This is a genomic window from Acinetobacter genomosp. 33YU (assembly GCF_001990725.1).
GTDB lineage: Bacteria > Pseudomonadota > Gammaproteobacteria > Pseudomonadales > Moraxellaceae > Acinetobacter > Acinetobacter seifertii.
Genome location: NZ_LFZQ01000011.1, coordinates 413947 through 436319, shown reverse-complemented (window position 1 = coordinate 436319; position 22373 = coordinate 413947). Strand labels below are relative to the sequence as shown.

16 protein-coding genes are annotated in these 22373 nt (G+C 40.8%); 10 read left to right on the top strand and 6 right to left on the bottom strand.

Annotated features, from left to right (window positions below):
* Positions 1-981 precede the first annotated feature (981 nt).
* From AC056_RS15625 to AC056_RS15590, 8 genes are all read left to right on the top strand, one after another.
* Complete coding sequence (locus AC056_RS15625; protein WP_000434318.1) at positions 982-1704, top strand: UTRA domain-containing protein; 723 nt, start codon at positions 982-984, stop codon at positions 1702-1704.
* 91 nt (positions 1705-1795) lie between these two features.
* The gene (locus tag AC056_RS15620) at positions 1796-2833 is read left to right on the top strand and encodes a putative 2-aminoethylphosphonate ABC transporter substrate-binding protein (protein WP_077164142.1); all 1038 of its coding nucleotides are present in this window, start codon (positions 1796-1798) and stop codon (positions 2831-2833) included.
* A gap of 22 nt (positions 2834-2855) precedes the next feature.
* On the top strand, positions 2856-4058 hold the full coding sequence (locus AC056_RS15615) for an ABC transporter ATP-binding protein (RefSeq protein ID WP_077164141.1): 1203 nt from the start codon (positions 2856-2858) through the stop codon (positions 4056-4058).
* On the top strand, positions 4052-5761 hold the full coding sequence (locus AC056_RS15610) for a putative 2-aminoethylphosphonate ABC transporter permease subunit (RefSeq protein ID WP_077164140.1): 1710 nt from the start codon (positions 4052-4054) through the stop codon (positions 5759-5761). Before AC056_RS15615 ends, AC056_RS15610 begins: the two co-directional genes overlap by 7 nt.
* Positions 5762-5861: 100 nt before the next feature.
* The gene (locus AC056_RS15605) at positions 5862-7016 is read left to right on the top strand and encodes a TIGR03364 family FAD-dependent oxidoreductase (RefSeq protein WP_077164139.1); all 1155 of its coding nucleotides are present in this window, start codon (positions 5862-5864) and stop codon (positions 7014-7016) included.
* Between the two features lie 26 nt (positions 7017-7042).
* Complete coding sequence (phnW, locus tag AC056_RS15600) at positions 7043-8230, top strand: 2-aminoethylphosphonate--pyruvate transaminase (RefSeq protein WP_077164138.1); 1188 nt, start codon at positions 7043-7045, stop codon at positions 8228-8230.
* A gap of 36 nt (positions 8231-8266) precedes the next feature.
* Positions 8267-9082, top strand: a complete 816-nt coding sequence (gene phnX / locus AC056_RS15595) for a phosphonoacetaldehyde hydrolase (protein WP_077164137.1) — start codon at positions 8267-8269, stop codon at positions 9080-9082.
* Positions 9083-9333: 251 nt separating this feature from the next.
* Positions 9334-10137 (top strand): thioesterase family protein, encoded by an 804-nt coding sequence (locus AC056_RS15590; protein ID WP_077164136.1) that lies wholly within the window; start codon positions 9334-9336, stop codon positions 10135-10137.
* A 71-nt stretch (positions 10138-10208) separates the two neighbouring features.
* Here the strand turns inward: AC056_RS15590 and AC056_RS15585 are convergent, their stop codons facing one another.
* Positions 10209-13691 (bottom strand): indolepyruvate ferredoxin oxidoreductase family protein, encoded by a 3483-nt coding sequence (locus AC056_RS15585; protein WP_077164135.1) that lies wholly within the window; start codon positions 13689-13691, stop codon positions 10209-10211.
* A 203-nt stretch (positions 13692-13894) separates the two neighbouring features.
* On the opposite strand from AC056_RS15585, the gene AC056_RS15580 reads away from it, so the two are divergent.
* The gene (locus tag AC056_RS15580; protein ID WP_077164134.1) at positions 13895-14836 is read left to right on the top strand and encodes a LysR family transcriptional regulator; all 942 of its coding nucleotides are present in this window, start codon (positions 13895-13897) and stop codon (positions 14834-14836) included.
* Positions 14837-15087: 251 nt separating this feature from the next.
* Here AC056_RS15580 and AC056_RS15575 read toward each other — a convergent pair whose 3' ends face one another.
* Genes AC056_RS15575 through AC056_RS15555 form a run of 5 tightly spaced genes read right to left on the bottom strand, consistent with a single transcriptional unit; the run spans position 15088 to position 21601 of the window.
* Positions 15088-15990 carry a hydroxymethylglutaryl-CoA lyase gene (locus AC056_RS15575; protein ID WP_077164133.1) on the bottom strand — a complete coding sequence of 301 codons (903 nt, stop codon included), beginning with the start codon at positions 15988-15990 and terminating at the stop codon, positions 15088-15090.
* Positions 15987-17978: an acetyl/propionyl/methylcrotonyl-CoA carboxylase subunit alpha gene (locus AC056_RS15570; protein WP_077164132.1), complete on the bottom strand. Its 1992-nt coding sequence runs from the start codon at positions 17976-17978 to the stop codon at positions 15987-15989. Before AC056_RS15570 ends, AC056_RS15575 begins: the two co-directional genes overlap by 4 nt.
* A gap of 11 nt (positions 17979-17989) precedes the next feature.
* Positions 17990-18793: an enoyl-CoA hydratase/isomerase family protein gene (locus tag AC056_RS15565; RefSeq protein ID WP_077164131.1), complete on the bottom strand. Its 804-nt coding sequence runs from the start codon at positions 18791-18793 to the stop codon at positions 17990-17992.
* A 9-nt stretch (positions 18794-18802) separates the two neighbouring features.
* Positions 18803-20404 (bottom strand): carboxyl transferase domain-containing protein, encoded by a 1602-nt coding sequence (locus tag AC056_RS15560; protein ID WP_009390945.1) that lies wholly within the window; start codon positions 20402-20404, stop codon positions 18803-18805.
* A 24-nt stretch (positions 20405-20428) separates the two neighbouring features.
* Positions 20429-21601, bottom strand: coding sequence for an isovaleryl-CoA dehydrogenase (locus AC056_RS15555; RefSeq protein ID WP_077164130.1), 1173 nt, complete (start codon positions 21599-21601; stop codon positions 20429-20431).
* Positions 21602-21745: 144 nt separating this feature from the next.
* On the opposite strand from AC056_RS15555, the gene AC056_RS15550 reads away from it, so the two are divergent.
* A complete protein-coding gene (locus AC056_RS15550; RefSeq protein WP_213033506.1) occupies positions 21746-22363 on the top strand; it encodes a TetR/AcrR family transcriptional regulator in 618 nt (205 codons plus the stop codon).
* Positions 22364-22373: the final 10 nt, after the last annotated feature.

Here is a 22373-nt window from a genome sequence, read left to right as displayed (position 1 = left end):
AATGTTATTTTTTTAATCTAATTATTGGTGATATTTTTAATAACAATTTTTAAAATATAACATTTGGTAAATAATTAACTTTATTATTAAAAGGGGTTTTTATTTTTATTATTTATTAATTATGATTTTTTTATCATTCGGTAAAATATAAAAAATATATGGAGGTAAACATCCGAAACTTTGTTTTAGGGCATATGAAATATTAAAATTATTATATTTATCAAATGTTTATATTTTTTTATTAAAATTATTTAGAAATTTTTGGTTATACCGTGACAAATTTTTATGCATCAAATGTCATATTTAATAGTTTTTAATTAATTAATTTAAATTTTATAAATGAAATATTAATTAGATTGAATAAATAGTTGAGTATTATTTAACCGTGGAGGTGTAGTTATGGTTTTGTGTAATAAATCGACGAATTGGCCTTATCTTGTTTTTTTAATTAAATTTGTTGTTTGAAATTTTGATTAAATTAAAATTTTATGTTTATTTTTAAATCAGGAAATTTTATTAATATTTTAGTTTTTATTAAATGGGTGATTTTATATTGAGAGTTTTTAAATATAAGATGGTAGGTTGTTTTTTAAATTACTCAAGAAGTTTTGGGTTTTATTGACCATACTATTCTAATTCTACAAGGCAGTAATATTGGAGGACGGATATTTAGTGTTAGGGCAAATCCTCAATTCCTGTGTAAGAGTCAGTACAAAATATGAATTTTTATCTTAAATAAGTGTCTCAATAAATATGATGTAATGATTAAGCTATGCCGTTTTCCTTGATAAACAGATGAGTCAAGGAAAGTTTTCCGAAGCCAGAGTATGCGTGCACACACGATTTTTTATGGAAAAGTTGAATTGAAAAAAGCGGGGTATAGGACGCGTTTTGCTTAAAAGATCAGCATTAATAAAAGCTTTTGTCACATTTTTTCAGTATATTGCTATTAATTTCTTTATTTATAAATTCTAAGTTTGTATGGAACAGGACCAAGCTCGCATACCTAAATATATTCCTATTCGCGATGCGATTGCCCATGATATTGAATCTGGTGTATTAGAAGCCCACGCAAAACTCCCATCAGAAAGAGTGCTGTCTGAACAGTTCCAAACCACTCGTGTGGCTGCACGTGAAGCTTTATTGGCTTTGGAAACTGATGGCTTGATTTATCGCTTGGACCGCCGTGGTTGGTATGTTCGTTCTCCTCGCATTATTTATCACCCGCAATCGACAAAAAACTTTAACCAGTTTGTGATTGAACAAGGCTATGAACCTTCTACAGAAGTAATTTCGAGTGAACTTACGCAAGCTACTTCTTGGGATGCCAAGCATTTAAAAGTTGAAAAAGGGCATCCGATTTATTCAGTTTGGCGACGTCGTTGTATTAATGGACGACCTGTTTTGGTTGAGCATTTACGGGTGAATGCGGAACTTTTCCCTGAGTTTTTAACTCATGATCTCAAGCAATCCATTACTTTACTGATGGCAAATCAATATAACTGCCATATCACCAGAGCTGACATTAACCTCTATCCAACCGCTTTATCGGAACAGCAGGCTAAAGCACTGCATGTGAATGTTGGCGCGCTCGGGTTATATATTTGCCGTAGTAACAGAAATGAAGAAGGCGTAATTACAGATGTTGACCAAGAATATTGGCTACATGATGTTTTAGATTTACATTTCGAAGCGCGAGCATAAAAATGAAATCTGGTTTAAACCAGATTAATTAAACTGTCATATAAAGCTGTTGAAATACCATCATCAAATAATTGCATTCGATGGTTTGCAGATGAAACAGTATGTTCAACAGACAATTAAACTCGGTACTGCATCAGTTTTAGGTGTAGTGGTCGCTATTCAAATGGGATGTTCATCAGCAACATCAAAACAATCAGAAGAAATTACAGTCTATACGGCAGTGGAAGCCGACCAACTTAAGCAATACCAAGAAGAATTACACAAAGCCTATCCTGAACTCAAAGTAAAATGGGTACGTGATTCAACAGGTGTAATCACCGCTAAAGTTTTGGCAGAGCAGAAAAACCCACAAGCGGATGTGGTTTTTGGTGTGGCTTTAACCAGTTTGCTGGTCATGGAAAAGAAAGACATGCTTGAGCCTTTTAAACCAGAAGGCATCCAAAATTTAAAACCAGAATTTGTAAGCCAAAAACCTGTACCGACTTGGACGGGTATGGATGCATGGGAATCTGCAATTTGTGTCAATAAAGTCGAATTAGAAAAACGTAAGTTACCTATTCCAAAAACTTGGAAAGATTTAACCAACCCGATTTATAAAAACTTAATTGTGATGCCAAATCCGGCTTCAAGTGGCACAGGCTATTTAGATGTCACAGCTTGGATGCAGATTTGGGGTGAAAAGCAGGCATGGGACTATATGCAGGCTTTAGATAAAAATATTTCACAATATCCTCACTCGGGTTCAAAACCTTGCAAAATGGCAGCGCAGGGTGAAATCCCAATTGGTGTTTCTTTCGGTTATCCGGCATTTAAATTAAAAGCAGAAGGTGCACCTTTAGAAGTGGTTTATCCATCTGAAGGTTTAGGCTGGGAAATGGAAGCCTCAGCAATTGTGAAAGGAACCAAAAAATTAAGTAGCGCACAAAAATTTATAAATTGGTCGGTAAGCAAAGCGGCAAACGAAGCTTATGCACATAACTTTTCAATGGTGGCTTATAAAGGCATTGAAAATACCACTATGGACTTCCCGAAAAATCTTCCTCAAATGCTCGTAAAAAATGATTTTTATTGGGCGGCCGAGCAGCGTGAACGTATTTTGGCTGAATGGTCAAAGCGTTTTGAAAAGTGATCTTTTGGATAAGGGCCTCATTATGCAAATTCCTTCGTCATTGCAATCATCGCTGCTAGGTCAAAACCAGAAGGGTGAGTTAGCAGGGCATTTACTGTCGTCATTAACGACCTATAAATATCCTGAACATGGTCCGTCGGTTTTAGAAGTGGTGGATATACAAAAAAAGTTCCAACACTTTCAGGCCCTAACGCATATTAATTTAGACCTGAAAGCTGGCGAGTTCGTGAGCTTTTTGGGACCTTCTGGATGCGGTAAAACCACTTTACTACGCATCATTGCGGGTCTAGAAAAACCTGATTATGGAAAGGTTATAAAAAAGGGCGCAGACATTACGTTGCTCAGTGCTGAAAAGCGTCACTGTGGCATTGTGTTTCAGAACTATGCGTTATTTCCAAACTTAAACGTCGAAGAAAATATTGCTTTCGGCTTAGACAAAAAAAAGTGGGATAAGGCACAACGTAGCCAACGGGTTCAACAGTTATTAGAACTAATTGAGTTACCTGATATTGCTAAAAAGTATCCCAACCAATTATCAGGCGGGCAGCAGCAACGTGTTGCGCTTGCTCGGGCAATTGCACCGAAGCCTGATATTTTACTGCTAGATGAACCATTGTCTGCTCTCGATGCTCAGGTACGTCTAAACCTAAGACAAAAGATCCGTTCGATTCAATCACAGCTTAATTTGCCTACTATTATGGTCACACACGATCAAGAAGAAGCATTAAGTATTTCTGACCGTGTGGTTGTCATGAATCATGGCGTTATTGAGCAGATTGATACGCCGCACAATATTTACTACAAGCCACAAACCCAATTCGTTGCAAAGTTTATTGGCACCATGAACTTTTTGGCAGCTACTTGTTCAGTAGTTAATCAGCTCGAGGTTTTAGGTTTTATTCCTTTAAATTTGCAGCAGCAAAAACTTAAAGCAGGGCAAAGCTACAACATTGGTTTTAGGCCGGAAGCCGTCGAGTTGGTTGATAATTTCGGCAGTGATAAAGAGTCTTTGTATTTGCCAGTTAAAGTATTAAGCACAGAATTTTTAGGTGCCAAACGTCGTTTGTTTTGCACTATTCATATCGATGGAATTGAGCAAGCAAAACATCTTTTGCAAATTGAAATTGAAAATACCAAGTTCAAATCTTTGCAAGAACTCATGTTTATAAAAGTGCCTAATCAGCTCATTCATGTCTTTGACGAACAAGGGTACGCACTATGTTAAATGAAACTGCTTCAGCGGTTTTAAAAACACAGCCGCGTCGAAAAACTGAATATTCATTAAGATCAAATATTGCTTTAGCAAGCGTTGCAATTGCTTTGACTTTAGTGATTATTGCTCCATTAATCATGCTGTTTGAAACTGCATTTTTTGATGAAAATCAAAATTTTGTTGGTCTTGAAAATTTTTATCATTATTTTGGCAGTCCAGCTTTACTCAACTCTGTATTTAACTCAGTGTGGGTTGCTTGTACTGCTACTGTCATTACAGTATTGCTTGCCAGTATTTATGCTTTTGCACTCACCAATGTGAATATAAAAGGCAAAGGCTTCTTTAAACTGGTGGCTTTTTTACCCATTTTAGCGCCATCACTTTTGCCTTCTTTGGCATTGGTTTATTTGTTTGGTAAGCAAGGCGTATTAAAACCCTTACTAGGTGATATGCAAATTTATGGGCCAATCGGTATTTTAATCAGCTACTGCTTTTGGCTATTTCCAGCAATGTTGATGTTGATGATGGTGTCTTTTCGCAGTGTCGATCAGCGTTTAATTGAGGCATCTTTGTCGCTCGGCAAAAATATCTGGAAGACCCATTACCACGTCACGCTACCTGCAATTCGGTATGGACTCATCAGCGCAAGTCTAGTGGCTTTTATTTATGTATTGACCGATTTCGGAATTCCGAAAGTCATTGGCGGTTCATTTAACATGATGGCACTTGATGTCTATAAACAGATTATTGGTCAGCAAAACATGAGCATGGGTGCGGTAATTTCCATCTTATTGTTGTTACCGGCAGTTTTTGTGTTCATTTTCGACCGAATACAAAGCAAGCGGCATGCACGGTTTCAAGCTTTTCAGGCTAAACCTTATGTTTCAGCCCCGAATAAAAAACTTGAAGTCATTCTGAGCCTATTTTGTGGTTTGGTTTCAGGTGCAATTTTACTGATTATCTTTACGGCTGTGCTGGCGTCATTCATTCAGTCTTGGCCTTATGATTTGTCTTTAACTTTAGCACATTACAGTTTTGAATATGTCGATGGTGGTGGTTGGACTGCATACTTCAACTCGGTTCGTATGGCACTCTTTAGTACGGTTGTGGGCACGGCACTTATTTTTATGGTGGCACTGTTAACCGAACGTTTTAAAGCGCATCCACTGATTAAAAACTATGTACAAGCTTTGGTTTTATTGCCACTCGCTGTGCCGGGATTGGTCTTGGGTATTGCTTATATTTTGTTTTTTAACCAGCAAAGCAACCCGTTAAATGTGCTGTATGGGACCATGACCATTTTGGTGATTTCAACCATTGTGCATTATTACACCGTGCCACATCTTACTTTAACCAATGCTATTAAACAGATTCCGCTACAACTCGATCAGGTAGCACAAACTCTAGGAACATCAAAATGGAAAACCTTTTGGAAAGTGTATTTGCCCATGTGTTTTCCAGCGCTGTGCGATGTATCGGTCTATGTTTTTGTCAATGCCATGACCACTGTGTCGGCTGCGATTTTCCTCTATTCACCAGACACCAGTTTAGCTGCGGTGGCAGTTTTAAATATGGATGATGCAGGCGATACGGTTGCTGCTGTTGCCATGAGCATTCTCATTTTAACCACCTCATGTGTTGTAAAACTCATTCATTGGTTATTTACCCGAAAAATTATGGCAAGAAGTCAGCAATGGCGTGAAAGTGCTCAATAAGTTTAGCTAAACACAATTTTTATTTAACCGACTGAAACGAAATGCTTTGTTCAACAAGGCAAGGGTTTGTTCATCCTAAATTTCGCAAATTGGAAGTCTTATGAATAACACACAGTTTGATTTAATTGTTGTCGGAGCCGGTATTTTAGGTTTGTCCGCTGCCATACAAGCGCAAGAACAAGGCTTAAAAGTTTGTATGTTCGAGAAAAATGCCAAACCTGTGGGCGCAACTCGTCGTAATTTCGGCATGGTCGGAACTTCGACATTAACCGATCCAGAGCAACAGTGGCGAAAGTATGCACTTGAAACGCGTTCTTTCTATCAACGCATTCAGGCTGAAACCGATATTTCATTTGAGCAAAGACAAGGTGTCTATCTCGCCAATACGTCACTTGAATGGCGAGTTTTAAATGAGTTTGTCGAGCGTGCAAATCATTACCAAATTCCAGTTCATTTGCTAAAGCATGATGAACTGGTCACCCAATTTTCTTATTTAAATCCCGAAAAGCAGTTTCAAGGCGGCTTGGTTTTTGAAGAAGATTATTCGGTCGAACCACATGTGATTGGGCAGCGACTGTTGGCATATGCCGAAAGAAAAGGTGTAGAGATTTATACCAATGCTTGTGTTGTTCAAACTCAATATCAACATAGAAGCTGTCACGTTCGTTTGGCAAATGGCGAGGTATATCAGGCAAATAAAGTTTTGATCTGTCACGGTGAAATCATCGATGTTTTATATCCAGATCTATTACAAAGTTTAAATCTGAAACGTTGCGGCTTACAAATGGCCCTGACTCAACGGTTTCGCCAAAACTTAAATGCTTCCCTTTATTCGGGCTTATCCATTTCACGTTATCCAGCTTTTGAAATTTGTCCAAGTCATGCAGAGCTAATTAAAGCGTCACAACAAGGCTTCATTAAAGAATTCGGTATTCATATTCTGATTAAACAAAACGAATTTGGTGAACTGATCGTGGGCGATAGTCACGAATACCATCCGATTAATGAAGCGCCTCAGTTCGAGCAGCGTGAAGAGATTAATGAGTTTATCCAAGCTTACTGTCACGAAAAATTAGGGCTGACTTTACCTCCAATTCAAAAACGCTGGAATGGTTATTACCTGACCCATGAACATGATTTGGGATGCGTCACTGAAGCCGAAAAAAACATTTTTCTGGTAAGTGCAATTGCTGGTAAAGGCATGACTACAGGGGCTGGATTTATGAAAGAAATATTAGAACAAAATATTTACTAGTTTGTCATGTGGTTTAAACCAGATTAATGTATATTGAAATGAACGCAAAAGAAATGAGTAACATTATGAACATGCAACCCCAACTCGATATGGATTTAGAGAACAAGTATTTGCTTCTCACACCAGGCCCATTATCAACTTCGGCAACAGTACGCCGTGCCATGCAAAAAGACTGGTGTACTTGGGACCAAGAATACAACTCGTTAGTACAAGATATCCGCTCTCGTCTAGTCAACTTGGCAACCAGCCAACCTGAAAAATATGCGGCTGTGTTAATGCAAGGCAGTGGTAGTTTTGCTGTGGAGTCTGTGCTTGGTTCAGCGATTCCGCGTGATGGAAAAATCTTGATTATTAATAACGGTGCATACGGTGCACGTATGGTGCAAATGGCACGCTGCCTAAATATTGAAGTGATCGAGCTGAACTATTTAGAAACCCAAACACCAGATCTACAAGAGATTGAGCGTGTTTTACAAGATAAAACCATTAGTCACGTTGCCTGTGTGCACTGTGAGACCACCACAGGAATTTTAAACCCGATTCAAAACATTGGCCGTTTGGTGAAAGCAGCAGGAAAAATCTGGATTGTGGATGCCATGAGTTCATTTGGCGGTGTGCCAATGGATATGGCTGAGCTTGAAATTGATTTTCTAATTTCAAGTGCGAATAAATGTATTCAAGGTGTTCCGGGCTTTGGTTTCATTTTGGCAAAACGTGATTGCCTAGAAGCGTGTAAAGGTTTGGCTCGTTCAGTCAGCCTCGACTTATACGATCAGTGGCATACGATGGAACAGCATAAGGGTAAATGGCGTTTTACCTCGCCAACTCATGTGGTACGTGCATTTTATCAAGCATTACTTGAGCTTGAGACAGAGGGCGGAGTAGCTGCACGTTATCAACGTTATTTACAAAACCAGCAAACCTTATCTAAAGGTATGCAACAACTGGGCTTCGAATTGGTACTCGGTGAAGAGTGTCCACAATCACCCATCATTACCACTTTTCTGTACCCGACAGCCGAAACATTTAGCTTCCAGTCATTTTATGAAACCCTAAAAAAATCAGGCTACGTAATTTATCCGGGCAAAGTCACAGATCTTAACTGCTTCCGTATTGGTAATATTGGCGAAGTTTATATACATGATATTGAAGGGCTTCTTGCTGCGATTGAGAGTTACTACAAAAGCCATCTAAATCAAGCGGTAACAGCATAACTTTTATTAAAATATTTGAATTAAAGGCAATACACCATGACGACCAACAATACACAAATTCAAGCTGTGGTTTTTGACTGGGCAGGCACAACAGTAGATTTTGGTTCACGCGCACCAATTTTAGCTTTTATGGCTTTATTTAAAGACAATAAAGTTGAAATTACGGTTGAAGAAGCGCGTGCTCCAATGGGTTTAGAAAAACGTGACCATATTGCTGCCGTTTTAAAAATGCCACGTGTGGCAGCTGCATGGCAGGAAATTTATGGGCAGGCGGCAACTGAGGCAGATATCGACCGTTTATATAAGGACTTTATTCCTTATCAGATAAATTCTATTCCAACATGCTCGGCTTTAATACCGGGTGCATTGGAAACGTTTGAAAATATTAAAAAGCGTGGTGCAAAAATCGGCAGTAACACGGGTTATGCATCCATGATGATTGGTCGTTTGGTTAAAGATGCTGCCGATCAAGGCTACCGTCCAGACTGTATCGTTACTGCCAGCGACGTGAAATTTGGCCGTCCATATCCTGAAATGTTATGGAAGAACTTAATTCAACTCGATGTATCTGATATTAAAACAGTTGTAAAAGTAGACGATACCGTGGTGGGTATTGATGAAGGTTTAAACGCAGGATGCTGGACGGTCGGGCTTGCGATTAGCGGTAACGAAGTCGGTTTAAGCTATGAAGAGTGGAGTGCATTATCGGCTGGTGAACAGATTGTACTAAAAGATAAGGCATACCAAAAAATGAATGCATCGGGCGCTCACTATGTGATTGATAGCGTCGCTGACTTACCAAATGTACTTGATGATATTGAACGCCGTTTGGGGCAGGGTGAACGTCCTTAAACAAATACTTTTGTAAAAAAAAACCTGCTATAAAGCGGTTTTTTTTTATAAGTTAAAATAACTTTTGGTGCTAATATTTTATTCATATTTAACAATAAACAAATTTTTGTTCAGTGAATTTGTAATTTTAGACTCATCAGTTTTTGGTAGGAAAAACCAGTTGAGCCAAAGAAATAGAGGGTTAACATAAGCATTAAAACGTGAATTTTCATCAAATATTGATGTTGGACAAGGACTAAGGAAAGAAAATCATGAATGCTTATTATCAATTACTGAATAGAACAATTGGTCCTCAAGGTGAAGTGATTGCTCATTATTGCTCAACTGTTCATGCACAAGGGGCTTGGAACCCTCATGAACAGCACATGGCACCTGCAAGTGGTGTCATCGCAGCTGAGTTAGAGCAATTTTCACCACGACAAGATATGCGAATTGGTCGAATTAGTTTTGATATTTTTGGATTGATTGCATTTGGTGAATTTACGATTAAGACACATGTGATTCGTGCCGGTAAAACCATTGAGCTGATTGAGGCTGAAATGCAAGCACAAGGTAAAACCTGTATTGTGGCTAGAGCATGGCGCATGTGTACTCAAGACAGTTCCGAGATTGCGGGGCTTGAAGATCAACCAATTCATCATCCCGATACTTTTACCGAATGGACAGGTATGAAAAGATGGCCGGGTGGTTTTATCCAGACACTCGTCACTAAAACGGATGATCAGCATCGCGCAGGTAAAGGCATTGTTTGGCTCAATAATGATAAAGAAATGGTTGAAGGGCAGCCGACGACAGATTTTGCCCATTTGATTGGCATGATAGATACAGCAAACGGGATTGTACCAAGACAAGAAGGCGAATTTACTTGGGGTTTTCCAAATCTTGATTTACAGATTCACATGCACCGTTATCCGCAAGGTAAATGGTTGGGGCTGGAAACCGTTCAGCAATATGGCTCAGATGGTATTGGTTTAACCAGTGCTGTTTTACATGATGTGTATGGTCCATTTGGACGAAGCGAGCAGATTTTAACTTTACGTAAAATGACTAAATAAATTTTAAGTCAATAAAAAGTCATCCCTAAGGATGACTTTTTTATTTTGAGATTTAAATTTTAAGCAATTTCTTAGCTACGAACTTTAACAAGTGTTGGGGTAAGTTCATCCCAACGTTGTTTTGCAGCGTCCATTGCTTTCATTTTGATATGCCCATAACCACGAACTTCTGCTGGTAATTTTGCAATTTGTTCAGCAACTGCCAAGTTATGATTGTCTGGTGCTTCAACAAGTGCCTCAACAAATGCGATGTAACGGTCACGCCATGCTTGTTCGTGTTGACGTTCTTCTTGACGTGCAAATGGGTCAAGGAAAGTTTCACGAAGCCATTGTAAGCGAGCGAGCATCATCATCGGGAAACGCATCCAGTAACCAAACGCACGTTTACGGACATTTTTCAGGCCACCAAGTAACGCTGGCGGAGCAAGATGATACGTTAAACGTAGGCCTTTACCGAACTGTGTTTCAATCGATTCTTTGAAGCTTTTACCTGTTAGTAGACGTGCAACTTCATATTCATCTTTATAAGCCATAACTCTGTATAACTGAGTTGCAATCGTACCTGTTAATTCTTCAGGTAACTTTTTAGCTGCTAGTTCGACAAGTGTGCGGTATTTAGTTGCATAAGCTTCATTCCAATAGTCTGTTAGACGAGCAGAACGGTCTTCAACAAGTTCAGCCAAAGTTTGCGGAGTTTTAGTTTTTGGCATTGCCGTAACTAAACGTGCAGCTAAAGTTGGGTCACTTGCAAGATGACAACCCACACGGAAAGCTTCGAGGTTCTTTTCAACGGCAGTACCATTTAAGCGAATTGCTTTTTCAATACTTTCACGCAGTAATGGAATGCGACCAGATTGCCATGCCATACCGAGTAATAACTGGTTGGTATAAATTGAATCACCTAAGAGTTGTGTTGCAATGCGAGCGGCTGGCAGAGAAACCAGTTGTCCTTGACGAACACGACCACGTAGGCGATCAATTAAATCGCTAATCGGTGCATACCAGTCACGAGATTTAATAAACTCAGAAGTAGGGGTGCTGTCTTCATTCACAATAACCAATGCATCATCTTTTAAGCGAGATAGAGCAGCGCTACCACCAGCCACTACCGCATCTGCACCGATGAGTAATTCACATTGACCCGCCGGAATTTTGGTAGAAGAAATTTGCTCATCACTTGCTGCAAGTTGTACGTATGAATAAACCGTACCACCTTTTTGCGCAAGTCCAGCCATATCCATAACACGTGTTGCTTTACCTTCGAGGTGAGCTGCCATACCAAGGAGTGCACCAATAGTCACAACACCTGTACCGCCAATACCACCAACCATAATACGACTTGGAACATCGTATAACTGAGGAATAACTGGTGATGTTGGCCAGCCTGCACCAATACCTTCAAATTTAGCCGGACGTTTCATATCACGTGTATGAACAGTCACAAAACTAGGGCAGAACCCTTCTGCGCAAGTGAAGTCTTTGTTACAGCTACTTTGGTTAATTTGACGTTTAGTCCCTAAAGCTGTTTCTACTGGCTCAATCGATAAGCAGTTTGATTTTTTCGAGCAGTCGCCACAGCCCTCGCAAATATCACTGTTAATGTATAAACGCTCAGCCGGATCAGGGTAGGCATCACGTTTACGACGACGGCGTTTTTCACTGGCACAGGTTTGTACATAAATTAAAGCGGTTACACCTGAAACTTCACGAAGCTCGCGTTGCACTGCATCGAGCTCATTACGGTGACGAATTTCTACACCCGGTGCAATGCCGTCTTCTTCGTTTAATAATTTAACTTCATCAGTGACAATCACTTGTTTTTTAATACCTTCGGCAGCGAGCTGGCGAGTTAACTGTGCAACGCTCAAATGCCCATCTACATGCTGACCACCTGTCATAGCGACCGCATCGTTGTAGAGGATTTTGTAGGTAATATTGGTTTTTGCAGCGATAGACTGACGGATTGCTAAGTAACCTGAGTGGAAGTAAGTTCCGTCACCAAGGTTAGCAAAAATGTGTTTTTCATTGGTAAATGGTGATGCACCCACCCAACTTACACCTTCACCGCCCATTTGAGAGAACGTTTCAGTACCACGGTCAAGTGAAACAGCAATATAGTGACAACCAATACCGCCTAGTGCACGGCTACCTTCAGGAACTACTGTTGAAGAGTTATGTGGGCAACCACTACAGAAATACGGTTTACGCTCAGCAAGATCAATAACACGTTTCGATTCTTGCTCTGCTTTTAGCAGTAAGTCGATTCTGCTTTGGATTTGTGTTTTTAAGCTTTCTGGAATATCGAGTTTTAAGAAGCGAGCAGCCAGCATTTTTGCAATCGGTTCAGGCTGATACTCATAGTGACCAATGAGCGGTGCTTCTTCAATAGAAGTACTCCATTCGCCTTTGCCATCAGTTGCTTTACCAATCACATGTGGGCGTTTGCCATCAGGCAGTGAGTACAGCTCATCTTTAATTTGTGTTTCAATAATTGGACGTTTTTCTTCAATAACGATCAGTTCTTGCAAACCTTCGGCAAACTCACGAACGCCTTGAGGTTCTAACGGCCAAATCAGACCAACTTGATAAACACGTAGCCCAAGCTGCTGAGCAGTTTCATCTTCAATGCCTAAAATGCGTAAGGCTTCAATGGTATCTAAATAACCTTTACCACTTGCGGCAATACCAATACGGGCATTTTCACAAGGCCATGTAACGGTATTGATTTTGTTCGCGCGGGCATAGGCCAAAACAGCAGGTAAGCGATATTTATAAAGACGTTCTTCTTGCTGAATGCCGTGATCTGGCCAACGAATATTGACGCCGCCCTCTGGGAAATTGACATCTTCCGGTATAACTGGAGTGACACGGTCTAGGTCAACATGAACTGAAGCAGAAGTTTCTACAATTTCACTCACCAGCTTCATTGAAGACCAAAGGCCAGAAAAACGTGAAACTGCAATGGCGTGAACACCAAAGTCTAAAATTTGTTGAACGGATGTTGGGTAGAAAATTGGAATACCGCAACCAATCATGACATGTTCAGACTGGTGAGGGATTGTAGAAGATTTACATGAGTGGTCATCACCAAATAAAGCAACGACACCACCACGTTCAGAGGTACCAGCTAAGTTCGCATGGCGGAGTACGTCGCCTGAACGGTCAACACCCGGGCCTTTACCATACCACCATGAAGACACTCCATCATATTTGCCTTGGCCTGAAAGGTTAACTTGTTGCGTACCCCAAATTGCGGTAGCAGCCAAGTCTTCGTTTACACCAGGTTGAAATACAACATTATGGGATTTAAGTAATCCTTGAACTTGCCAAAGGAAACTATCATAGTTACCAACAGGAGAACCGCGATAACCAGAAATAAAACCAGCAGTATGATAACCATTAATCGCGTCACGGCGAGTTTGGGCAAGAGGCAACCGAACAAGTGCCTGAATGCCAGTCATATATGCTGTACCGTTATCACTTACATATTTATCTTCAAGTGACACATCCTTTGTTGCAATAATATTTGGAGTGACTTTTGTAGCTATATTCATTTATATCTCCTTAGAATTTTTAGTAGCTCGGACTACTTTCTTTTTTCAACATCCAGTTGAATATTTGGAGCAAGTGACATACGAAATAAAAAAGATCGGTTCCTCTTCTTAAAAAGAATTAGTGCCAATGTATGTACATTTAGTCATTGTGGTTGAACTAAACTGGTGCAACAATCCGTAATTTAGGAAAACATATTTACGTTATGCGCAAAAATCTCGATGGTGGACTATTGCATGCAATGCATGCATTCCTGAAAGTGATTGATAGCGGGAGTTTCACAGCAGCAGCTGAGCAGATGGATCTGACCACAGCACAGGTTTCACGTCTTATCAGCGAGCTAGAAACACGCTTAGGTACAAAATTAATACAACGCTCCACGCGCCAGCAGGCACTGACCGATATTGGTGCGACTTATGCAGAGCGCTGTCGCCAAGTCATTTCAATGGTGGATGAAGCGGAGTCAGAAGTAACAGGGACGGCTTCTAAACCCAAAGGGCGTTTACGCGTATTAAGCATGGGAAGCTTTGGGCATCATTATGTTTTTCCAGTAATGGCCGAATTTTGTAAGCATTACCCTGAACTAACCGTGGAATATACGACTTCACAGTACGTTCCAGACCTATTGGCAAAAGGGGTGGATGTCAGTCTTTATCTGACTGAATCATTAACAGATTCTCGGTTTGTTGCACGCAGAATTGGGACCATTTTTTCTGTTTTATGTGCTTCACCTGCGTATCTAGAAAAATATGGTGTGCCGAAGTCCCCAGAAGACTTAAAAAACCATGCCTGTTTACGCTTGGTAAACCCATCTATTACACCAGATTGGCACTTGTTAAATGCAAAGGGTGAGTCTTACCAAATTGATACTGGCGGGCAACTCATTGCAGATAACCCTGAGTTATTGTTAGATGTGGTGCAACAAGATATGGGCGTGGCGTTATTGCCGATGTTTTCGGCTTTAGATGCAGTTCAAAATGGAAGATTATGTCATATCTTGCCAGAGTGGCGTTCGCCCGATATAGGGGTTTATACCTTATTGCCTTCACGTCATTTTATTGATGCTAAAACACGTGCATGGTTAGATTGGGTGGAAGAACATATTTCGCCAAGAATTGAAATGGATGCATCTTATTTTTATAAATAATGAGATAATTTTTTTAAGGACTAAGCTAGAAAAGGATGAAGAATAATACGGATTTAGAATAAAAATAGGGTAGAGAATGCTTCTGTTGAGAGGGGCATTTGATACAGAGATAAATGATAAATTTTAAAAAAATTGCATGAGGAACTTAGTCCCAATTTCTGAACGAAATGAGATAAAGATGAGATAGGATGATCTGGTACTCAGCCTAATATTAAGCTTTATACCAGATGCTGAGCTACTTTAATTGATGACTAGGCACACTTAGTTTGCCAATAAGCATTTGCATAATTCGACAAGCTTTTTCGGTTTAATACATTGCTAATATTTTGGCTGGCTTGCATCAATTTTTCTAAGTCAATGCCAGTTTCAAAGCCCATATGTGACAGCAAATAAAATAGATCTTCGGTCGATACATTACCCGAAGCTCCTTTGGCATAAGGGCAACCACCAAGTCCTGCAAGGGACGAATCAAAAACACGAATGCCTTGCTGTAAAGACTGATAAATATTGGCTATCGCCATGCCGTAGGTATTGTGGAAATGTCCTGCCAAAACCTTGCTGTCGAGTTCAGCAAGGCAGGCTTGCCAAACCTTTTGAACGCGATCAGGTGTTGCTGTACCAATGGTTTCACCTAAAGATACTTCATAGCAGCCCATGTCATAGAGTCGTTTAACAACTTTTATCACTTGCTCAGGGGCAATTGCGCCTTCATAGGGACAATTGACAATACAAGAGACATAACCGCGTACACGAATGTTATGGGCTTTTGCCGCAGCCATGACATCGCTAAATTTTTCAAAGCTCTCATCGATTGAGCAGTTAATATTTTTATGGGTAAAGCTTTCAGAAGCTGCGGTAAACACCGCAACCTCTTTGCATCCTACTGCTTGAGCAGTTTCAAAACCTTTGATATTGGGGGTGAGCAGGCTAAATTGCACATCGGTTGTTTGGGGGAGTTGCTTAAATAGCTCATCACTTTGAGCCATTTGAGGTACCCATTTTGCCGAAACGCAAGAACCGACTTCAATCGATTTCAGACCTGCATTAATCAGGTCATTAATAAAGTTTAAACGCTGTTCAACGGTTAAAGCCTGTTTTTCGTTTTGGAGGCCATCTCTGGGACCGACCTCCACGATTTTGACAAACTCACTCATGCAACTTCCTCCTGTGCAGGCTGAAATTCCACAAGCTCATCGCCAGCTTTGACCTGATCACCGACTTGGAAATAGGAGTCTACAATTAAGCCGTCTTTAGGCGCACGAATGGTATATTCCATTTTCATGGCTTCAAGCGTCATTAAAATATCGTCTTTCTTCACGCTATGATTTGCGCTTACTAACACTTGAGTGACCACACCCGGCATAGGTGCTTTTAGGTGGCCTTCATCGGCTTGGCTATCTGTTTGATTAAAATCTTGGCGAATATAAGCAAACTTATAGCTTTGTCCATTTTGGAATAAGGTAATGCCTTGCTGACTTTGGTTAAAAGACAGTTTTTGCTTAGTCCCAGCAATTTGAACAGAGGCAGTATGTGCATCAATCAATTGACCTGAAATCGGGTAGCTTTGGCCGTTATATTCTGCGGTGAAGCCATCTTCATTTGAGGCAAATTTGATTTGGATATTTTGGTTTAAATAATTCAGTTTAATGCTGTGCTGATAAGCAATATTTAAACGCCATAGAGGTTGAGCTTGCCAAAGCTGTTTTTGACTTGAGCTGTTGTTGTTAAGTTTGCTTAAAAACTCAATAAATGCCGCTGCCACCACCAGTTCTGGTTTGATCTCTTCAGGATTAAACAAGAAGTTTTGTTCACGTTGAATCAGGTTGGTATCAAGCTTGGCTTGTTTAAACGATTCGCTACGAACAATTTTCTCAAGGAAAGCAATGTTGTTGCCTAAACCATCGACATGGAATTGGCTTAAGGCATGCTGCATTTGAATGAGCGCAGCTTCACGGTTTTTACCCCATACGATCAGTTTGGCAATCATTGGATCGTAATACGTCGTGATTTCATCGCCTTCAACAATACCGCTGTCTACTCGCACATATTGGTTTTGAGTTGGGTAACGCAAATAGTCAATTTTACCGATGGCAGGTAAAAAACCTTTTTCAGGTTCTTCGGCGTAAATACGAGCTTCGAGTGCGTGACCGTGAATTTGCAATTCGTTTTGTAGTTTAGGTAAAGGTTCACCATAAGCCACACGAAGTTGCCACTCGACCAAGTCTTCACCTGTAATCATTTCAGTGACGGGGTGCTCGACTTGTAGGCGGGTATTCATTTCCATGAAATACGCCGTACCGTCTTGTTCTACAATAAACTCAACCGTACCGGCACCGACATAGTGTACTGCACGTGCAGCATCAATTGCAGCTTGGCGCATTGCATCAAGCTTCTCGCTTCGCATTTGTGGTGCAGGGGCTTCTTCTAATACTTTTTGATGGCGACGTTGTACAGAACAGTCGCGTTCAAACAAATGTACATAGTTGCCATGTGTATCGCCAAACACTTGAACTTCAATATGGCGTGGTTGAATCACATAACGTTCAATTAAGACGTCATCATTGCCAAAGCTTGATTTTGCTTCACGTTTACAAGAGGCTAAGGCATGCAGAAAATCTTCACTGCGTTCAACCAGACTCATGCCTTTACCGCCGCCGCCCGCACTGGCTTTAATTAAAACAGGATAGCCAATTCGGTCTGCCTGTTGTTTTAAAAAGTCTGCATCTTGGTTGGTTCCGTGATAACCCGGTGTTAAAGGAACACCTGCTTTTTCCATTAAAGCTTTAGAGGTCGCTTTTAAGCCCATCGCTAAAATGGCATCCACTGGCGGGCCAATAAAGCAGATGTTGTGTTGTTGACAAGCGAGCGCAAACTGGTCATTTTCAGAAAGGAATCCGTAGCCCGGGTGAACCGCTTGGCTACCTGTATCAATGGCAGCTTGAATAATACGATCAACCTGTAAATAACTTTGTGTTGCAGGGGACTGACCAATATAAACTGCTTCATCTGCAAGTTTGACGTGTTGTGCGTTTGCATCTGCATCTGAGTAAACGGCAACCGTTGCAATCCCTAATTTTTTAGCTGTACGAATCACACGGCAGGCAATCTCGCCACGGTTCGCAATTAAAATCTTTTCAAACATGATGATCGTCCTTAATTGTTGTTATTCGAGTTAGAAACCCAAGCAGGCTGTTGCTTATTTAAAAAGGCACTCAGACCTTCTTTTGCCTCACTGCCTTGACGAACTTGAGCAATATGATGTGCTGTCTGTTGCAGTAAGTCATTGCTCATGGTCTGGTTGCTCACCATTTGAATGAGTTGTTTTGAAGCCGCTTGAGCGTGCGGGCCACCAAGTAATAGAGCATCAATAATTTCTTGAACTTTTTTATCTAAATCTTCGGCATCTGCTACTTCGTGTGCCAAACCAATGTGTTTAGCTTCACGTGCTGAAATTCGCTCGGCAGTTAAGAAGTAACGAGAGCCTTGTCTTGCACCAATTGCACGAATTACATAAGGACTAATGGTAGATGGAGCAAGTCCTAAACGAACCTCAGATGTTGCAAACTTGGCATCCGTGCTGGCAATGCAAATATCACACGCTGACGCTAAACCCATTCCGCCACCAAAGGCAATGCCATGTACACGAGCAATGGTCGGTTGCTTAAGTGTTGCAAGTGCATCAAGCATTTGTGCAAGTTTTAATGCATCTGCTTCATTTTCTGCTGAAGATGCTTGACCTGCCTGTTTCATCCAATTGAGGTCGGCACCTGCCGAAAAGCTTTTGCCGCGACCCGCTAGAACGACCACACGTATATCATCACGGGTATTGATTTGCTTAAAGCAAGCATGCAACTCTTCAATGACTGTCGTATTAAAGGCATTGTGTAATTCAGGGCGGTTCAGCCAAACATAGGCAACCTGACCTTGTTGTTCGAGTTGTAAAAATTGATAGCTCATATACACCTCTTACATGCGGAACACGCCAAATTTGGTTGGCTGGATTGGAGCATTCATAGCAGCAGCGAGGCTTAAACCAAGGACCTGACGAGTTTGAGCTGGGTCAATTACACCGTCATCCCAAAGACGTGCAGAAGCATAATATGGATGACCTTGACGCTCGTACTGTTCACGAATTGGTTGTTTAAATTCATCTTCTTGCTGAGCTGACCACTCGGCACCTTTTTGCTCAATCTGATCACGTTTTAAAGTTGAGAGTACACTTGCCGCTTGCTCGCCGCCCATGACTGAAATACGAGAGTTCGGCCAAGTCCATAAAAAGCGTGGTGAGTAAGCACGTCCACACATACCGTAGTTACCTGCACCAAAAGAACCACCAATAATCAAAGTGAGTTTTGGTACATTTGCGGTGGCAACTGCCATAACCAATTTGGCGCCGTTTTTAGCAATTCCTTCATTTTCATACTGGCGGCCAACCATAAAGCCCGTAATGTTTTGTAGGAATAACAATGGAATATTGCGCTGTGTGCATAGCTCAATAAAATGCGCGCCTTTTTGTGCGGACTCGGAAAATAAAATTCCGTTATTGGCAATAATGCCGACTGGCATACCATAGAGTGAAGCGAAACCGGTAATGAGTGTTGAACCAAAGCGTGCTTTGAACTCATCAAAACGCGAGCCGTCTACAATACGGGCAATCACTTCACGTACATCAAAAGGTTTACGTGCATCACTTGGAACCACACCATAGAGTTCCGATGCATCAAACAATGGTTCATCAACTTGTTTATTTAAGTCGTTTGGCTTTTTATTTAAGTTAGCGACAATGTTTCGTGCAATCGCAATTGCATGTTCATCATTTTCGGCTAAATGGTCAGCCACGCCTGAAAGACGTGTGTGTACATCGCCACCGCCTAAATCTTCACTGCTCACCACTTCGCCAGTTGCAGCTTTTACCAAAGGAGGGCCACCTAAGAAAATCGTACCTTGGTTACGGACAATAATGGTTTCATCAGACATAGCAGGCACATATGCACCACCTGCGGTACAGCTCCCCATCACCACAGCAATTTGGGCAATACCTAGACTCGACATGCGTGCCTGATTATAGAAAATACGCCCGAAGTGATCGCGGTCTGGGAAAACCTCATCTTGCATTGGCAAATAGGCACCGCCTGAGTCCACCAAATAAATACAAGGCAAGTGATTTTGTTCAGCAATTTCTTGTGCGCGTAAATGCTTTTTAACTGTAAGGGGATAGTATGTTCCACCTTTTACTGTTGCATCGTTGGCAACGATCATGCAAGTGATGCCGTTGACTTGACCAATACCCGCAATTACACCCGCAGCAGGAACATCATCTTCATAAACGTTGTACGCTGCCAACTGACCAATTTCTAAAAATGCCGTACCGACATCAATGAGTTGATCAATACGTTCACGAGGTAAAAGTTTACCTCTAGCCAAATGTTTTTGACGGGCATTTTCACCGCCGCCTAAAGCAATACGCTGGGCAACTTGTTTTAGATCTGTGACCAATGTTTGCATGGCTTGCTGGTTTGTTTTGAAGTCTTCACTTCGAACATTAATCTTGCTTTGTAATTGGTTCATAAGATGCGTCCTTATTTATAATTATTATTTGGTTTCATTGAAAAGTTCGCGGCCAATCAGCATGCGGCGAATTTCAGAAGTTCCGGCACCAATTTCATAAAGTTTTGCATCGCGCCATAAACGTCCAGCAGGGAATTCATTGATATAACCATTACCGCCTAAAGTCTGGATTGCTTCACCAGCCATCCATGTTGCTTTTTCAGCAGCATATAAAATGGCACTTGCAGCATCTTTACGTAGGCTGCGGTCATGGTCAGCTTTGTCACATGCAGCACCAACAGCATAGACAAGAGCTTTACATGCCAACCAAGTTGAATACATATCGGCAAGTTTGCCTTGCATGAGCTGGAATTCACCTAAAGCCTGACCAAACTGTTCACGTTGGTGTAAGTATGGAATGACCACATCTAAACAGGCATCCATAATACCTAAAGGTCCGGCACTTAAAACTGCACGTTCATAGTCCAAACCACTCATGAGTACTTTTGTACCGTTACCGACACCGCCGAGTACGTTTTCAGCAGGTACTTCTACATTGTCAAAGAACAGCGGGTAAGTGTTAGAGCCACGCATACCGAGTTTGTCTAAATGGTTACCGTGACTAAAGCCTTTCATGCCTTTTTCAATTAAGAAAGCGGTCATGCCTTTCGCGCCAGCTTGCGGGTCAGTTTTAGCATAAACCACGAGTACATCTGCATCACCGCCGTTAGTGATCCACATTTTTGAACCGTTTAAAACGAAGTGATCACCTTTTTGTACAGCACGTAATTTCATGCTGACCACATCAGAACCCGCATTCGGTTCAGACATTGCAAGAGCACCCACATATTCGCCAGAAATCAGTTTTGGTAAATACTTTTGTTTTTGCTGTTCGTTACCGTTACGGTTAATCTGGTTTACACATAAATTAGAATGAGCACCGTATGACAAACCAATGGCTGCCGAAGCACGGGAAATTTCTTGCATAGCAATAATATGAGCTAAATAACCCATATTGGCACCGCCATATTCTTCAGAAACCGTCATGCCTAAAAGGCCCATATCTCCGAACTTTTTCCAGAGGTGTGCAGGGAATTTATTGTCTTGATCAACTTGTTGGGCAATAGGTGCAATTTCCTTTGCACAAAATGCCGCTACTGAATCTTGAAGTGCAATTAAAGTTTCATCTAGACCGAAATTCAAGCTGCGTAGGTTCATGATATCTTCATCCTATTGGTTATATTTGTTGTCCATAAAATATTTTGTGGGTATTTGATAATTACCATACAATGATTTTTTGAAAAAGTGAATACGGATTCATAAAATGATTTACAATTCATTTTATTTGTTAGAGAATAAATTATGAGCTATAAACGATCATCTTTAATGCAAGAGAGGATGGAGCAAAATCGTAAATCGATTTTGAATTCAGCCAGAAAAATAATTTCAGAGGGAGGATTTAAAGACGCGCAAATACAAACAATTGCAGAGCAAGCGGGTGTATCTAGTGGGCTGGTTTATCGCTACTTTGATAATAAAAGCCAAGTGCTGATTGAAGTTTTGTCCGAGGCTATTAATACAGAACTATTGGTCATCGATACGATTACCGAAAGTGATTTATCGGCAAAGCAGAAATTACACAAGGCGGTGGCAACCTTTGTAAAACGGGCACTGAATAGTCCTCAGCTTGCATATTCACTTATGTTTGAACCCGTCGATTCAACGGTTGAACATGAGCGTTTTCGTGTGAAGCAATTGATTAAACAAAGTATTAAAAAAATACTTGCAGATGGAAATGCAAGTGGTGAGTTTGTCTTGGATGATTTAAACACAGCAGCACTTTGTGTAGTCGGTGCTATGACTTATGTGGTGGTTGAACCCCTAGACCCAGCTCAAAATACAAAGTTTGATCATGCGCACAAAGACTATTTTTCAAAACAGATTGCTGACTTTTGTGTGGACGCTGTGCAGAAGAAATAGGGCATATAAA

Excerpts from the sequence above, each read along its gene's own strand:
- AC056_RS15625 (WP_000434318.1), top strand. The coding sequence starts at position 982 with ATGGAACAGGACCAAGCTCGCATACCTAAATATATTCCTATTCGCGAT.
- AC056_RS15620 (WP_077164142.1), top strand. The coding sequence starts at position 1,796 with ATGAAACAGTATGTTCAACAGACAATTAAACTCGGTACTGCATCAGTT.
- AC056_RS15615 (WP_077164141.1), top strand. The coding sequence starts at position 2,856 with ATGCAAATTCCTTCGTCATTGCAATCATCGCTGCTAGGTCAAAACCAG.
- AC056_RS15610 (WP_077164140.1), top strand. The coding sequence starts at position 4,052 with ATGTTAAATGAAACTGCTTCAGCGGTTTTAAAAACACAGCCGCGTCGA.
- AC056_RS15605 (WP_077164139.1), top strand. The coding sequence starts at position 5,862 with ATGAATAACACACAGTTTGATTTAATTGTTGTCGGAGCCGGTATTTTA.
- phnW (WP_077164138.1), top strand. The coding sequence starts at position 7,043 with ATGTATATTGAAATGAACGCAAAAGAAATGAGTAACATTATGAACATG.
- phnX (WP_077164137.1), top strand. The coding sequence starts at position 8,267 with ATGACGACCAACAATACACAAATTCAAGCTGTGGTTTTTGACTGGGCA.
- AC056_RS15590 (WP_077164136.1), top strand. The coding sequence starts at position 9,334 with ATGAATGCTTATTATCAATTACTGAATAGAACAATTGGTCCTCAAGGT.
- AC056_RS15585 (WP_077164135.1), bottom strand. The coding sequence starts at position 13,691 with ATGAATATAGCTACAAAAGTCACTCCAAATATTATTGCAACAAAGGAT.
- AC056_RS15580 (WP_077164134.1), top strand. The coding sequence starts at position 13,895 with ATGCGCAAAAATCTCGATGGTGGACTATTGCATGCAATGCATGCATTC.
- AC056_RS15575 (WP_077164133.1), bottom strand. The coding sequence starts at position 15,990 with ATGAGTGAGTTTGTCAAAATCGTGGAGGTCGGTCCCAGAGATGGCCTC.
- AC056_RS15570 (WP_077164132.1), bottom strand. The coding sequence starts at position 17,978 with ATGTTTGAAAAGATTTTAATTGCGAACCGTGGCGAGATTGCCTGCCGT.
- AC056_RS15565 (WP_077164131.1), bottom strand. The coding sequence starts at position 18,793 with ATGAGCTATCAATTTTTACAACTCGAACAACAAGGTCAGGTTGCCTAT.
- AC056_RS15560 (WP_009390945.1), bottom strand. The coding sequence starts at position 20,404 with ATGAACCAATTACAAAGCAAGATTAATGTTCGAAGTGAAGACTTCAAA.
- AC056_RS15555 (WP_077164130.1), bottom strand. The coding sequence starts at position 21,601 with ATGAACCTACGCAGCTTGAATTTCGGTCTAGATGAAACTTTAATTGCA.
- AC056_RS15550 (WP_213033506.1), top strand. The coding sequence starts at position 21,746 with ATGAGCTATAAACGATCATCTTTAATGCAAGAGAGGATGGAGCAAAAT.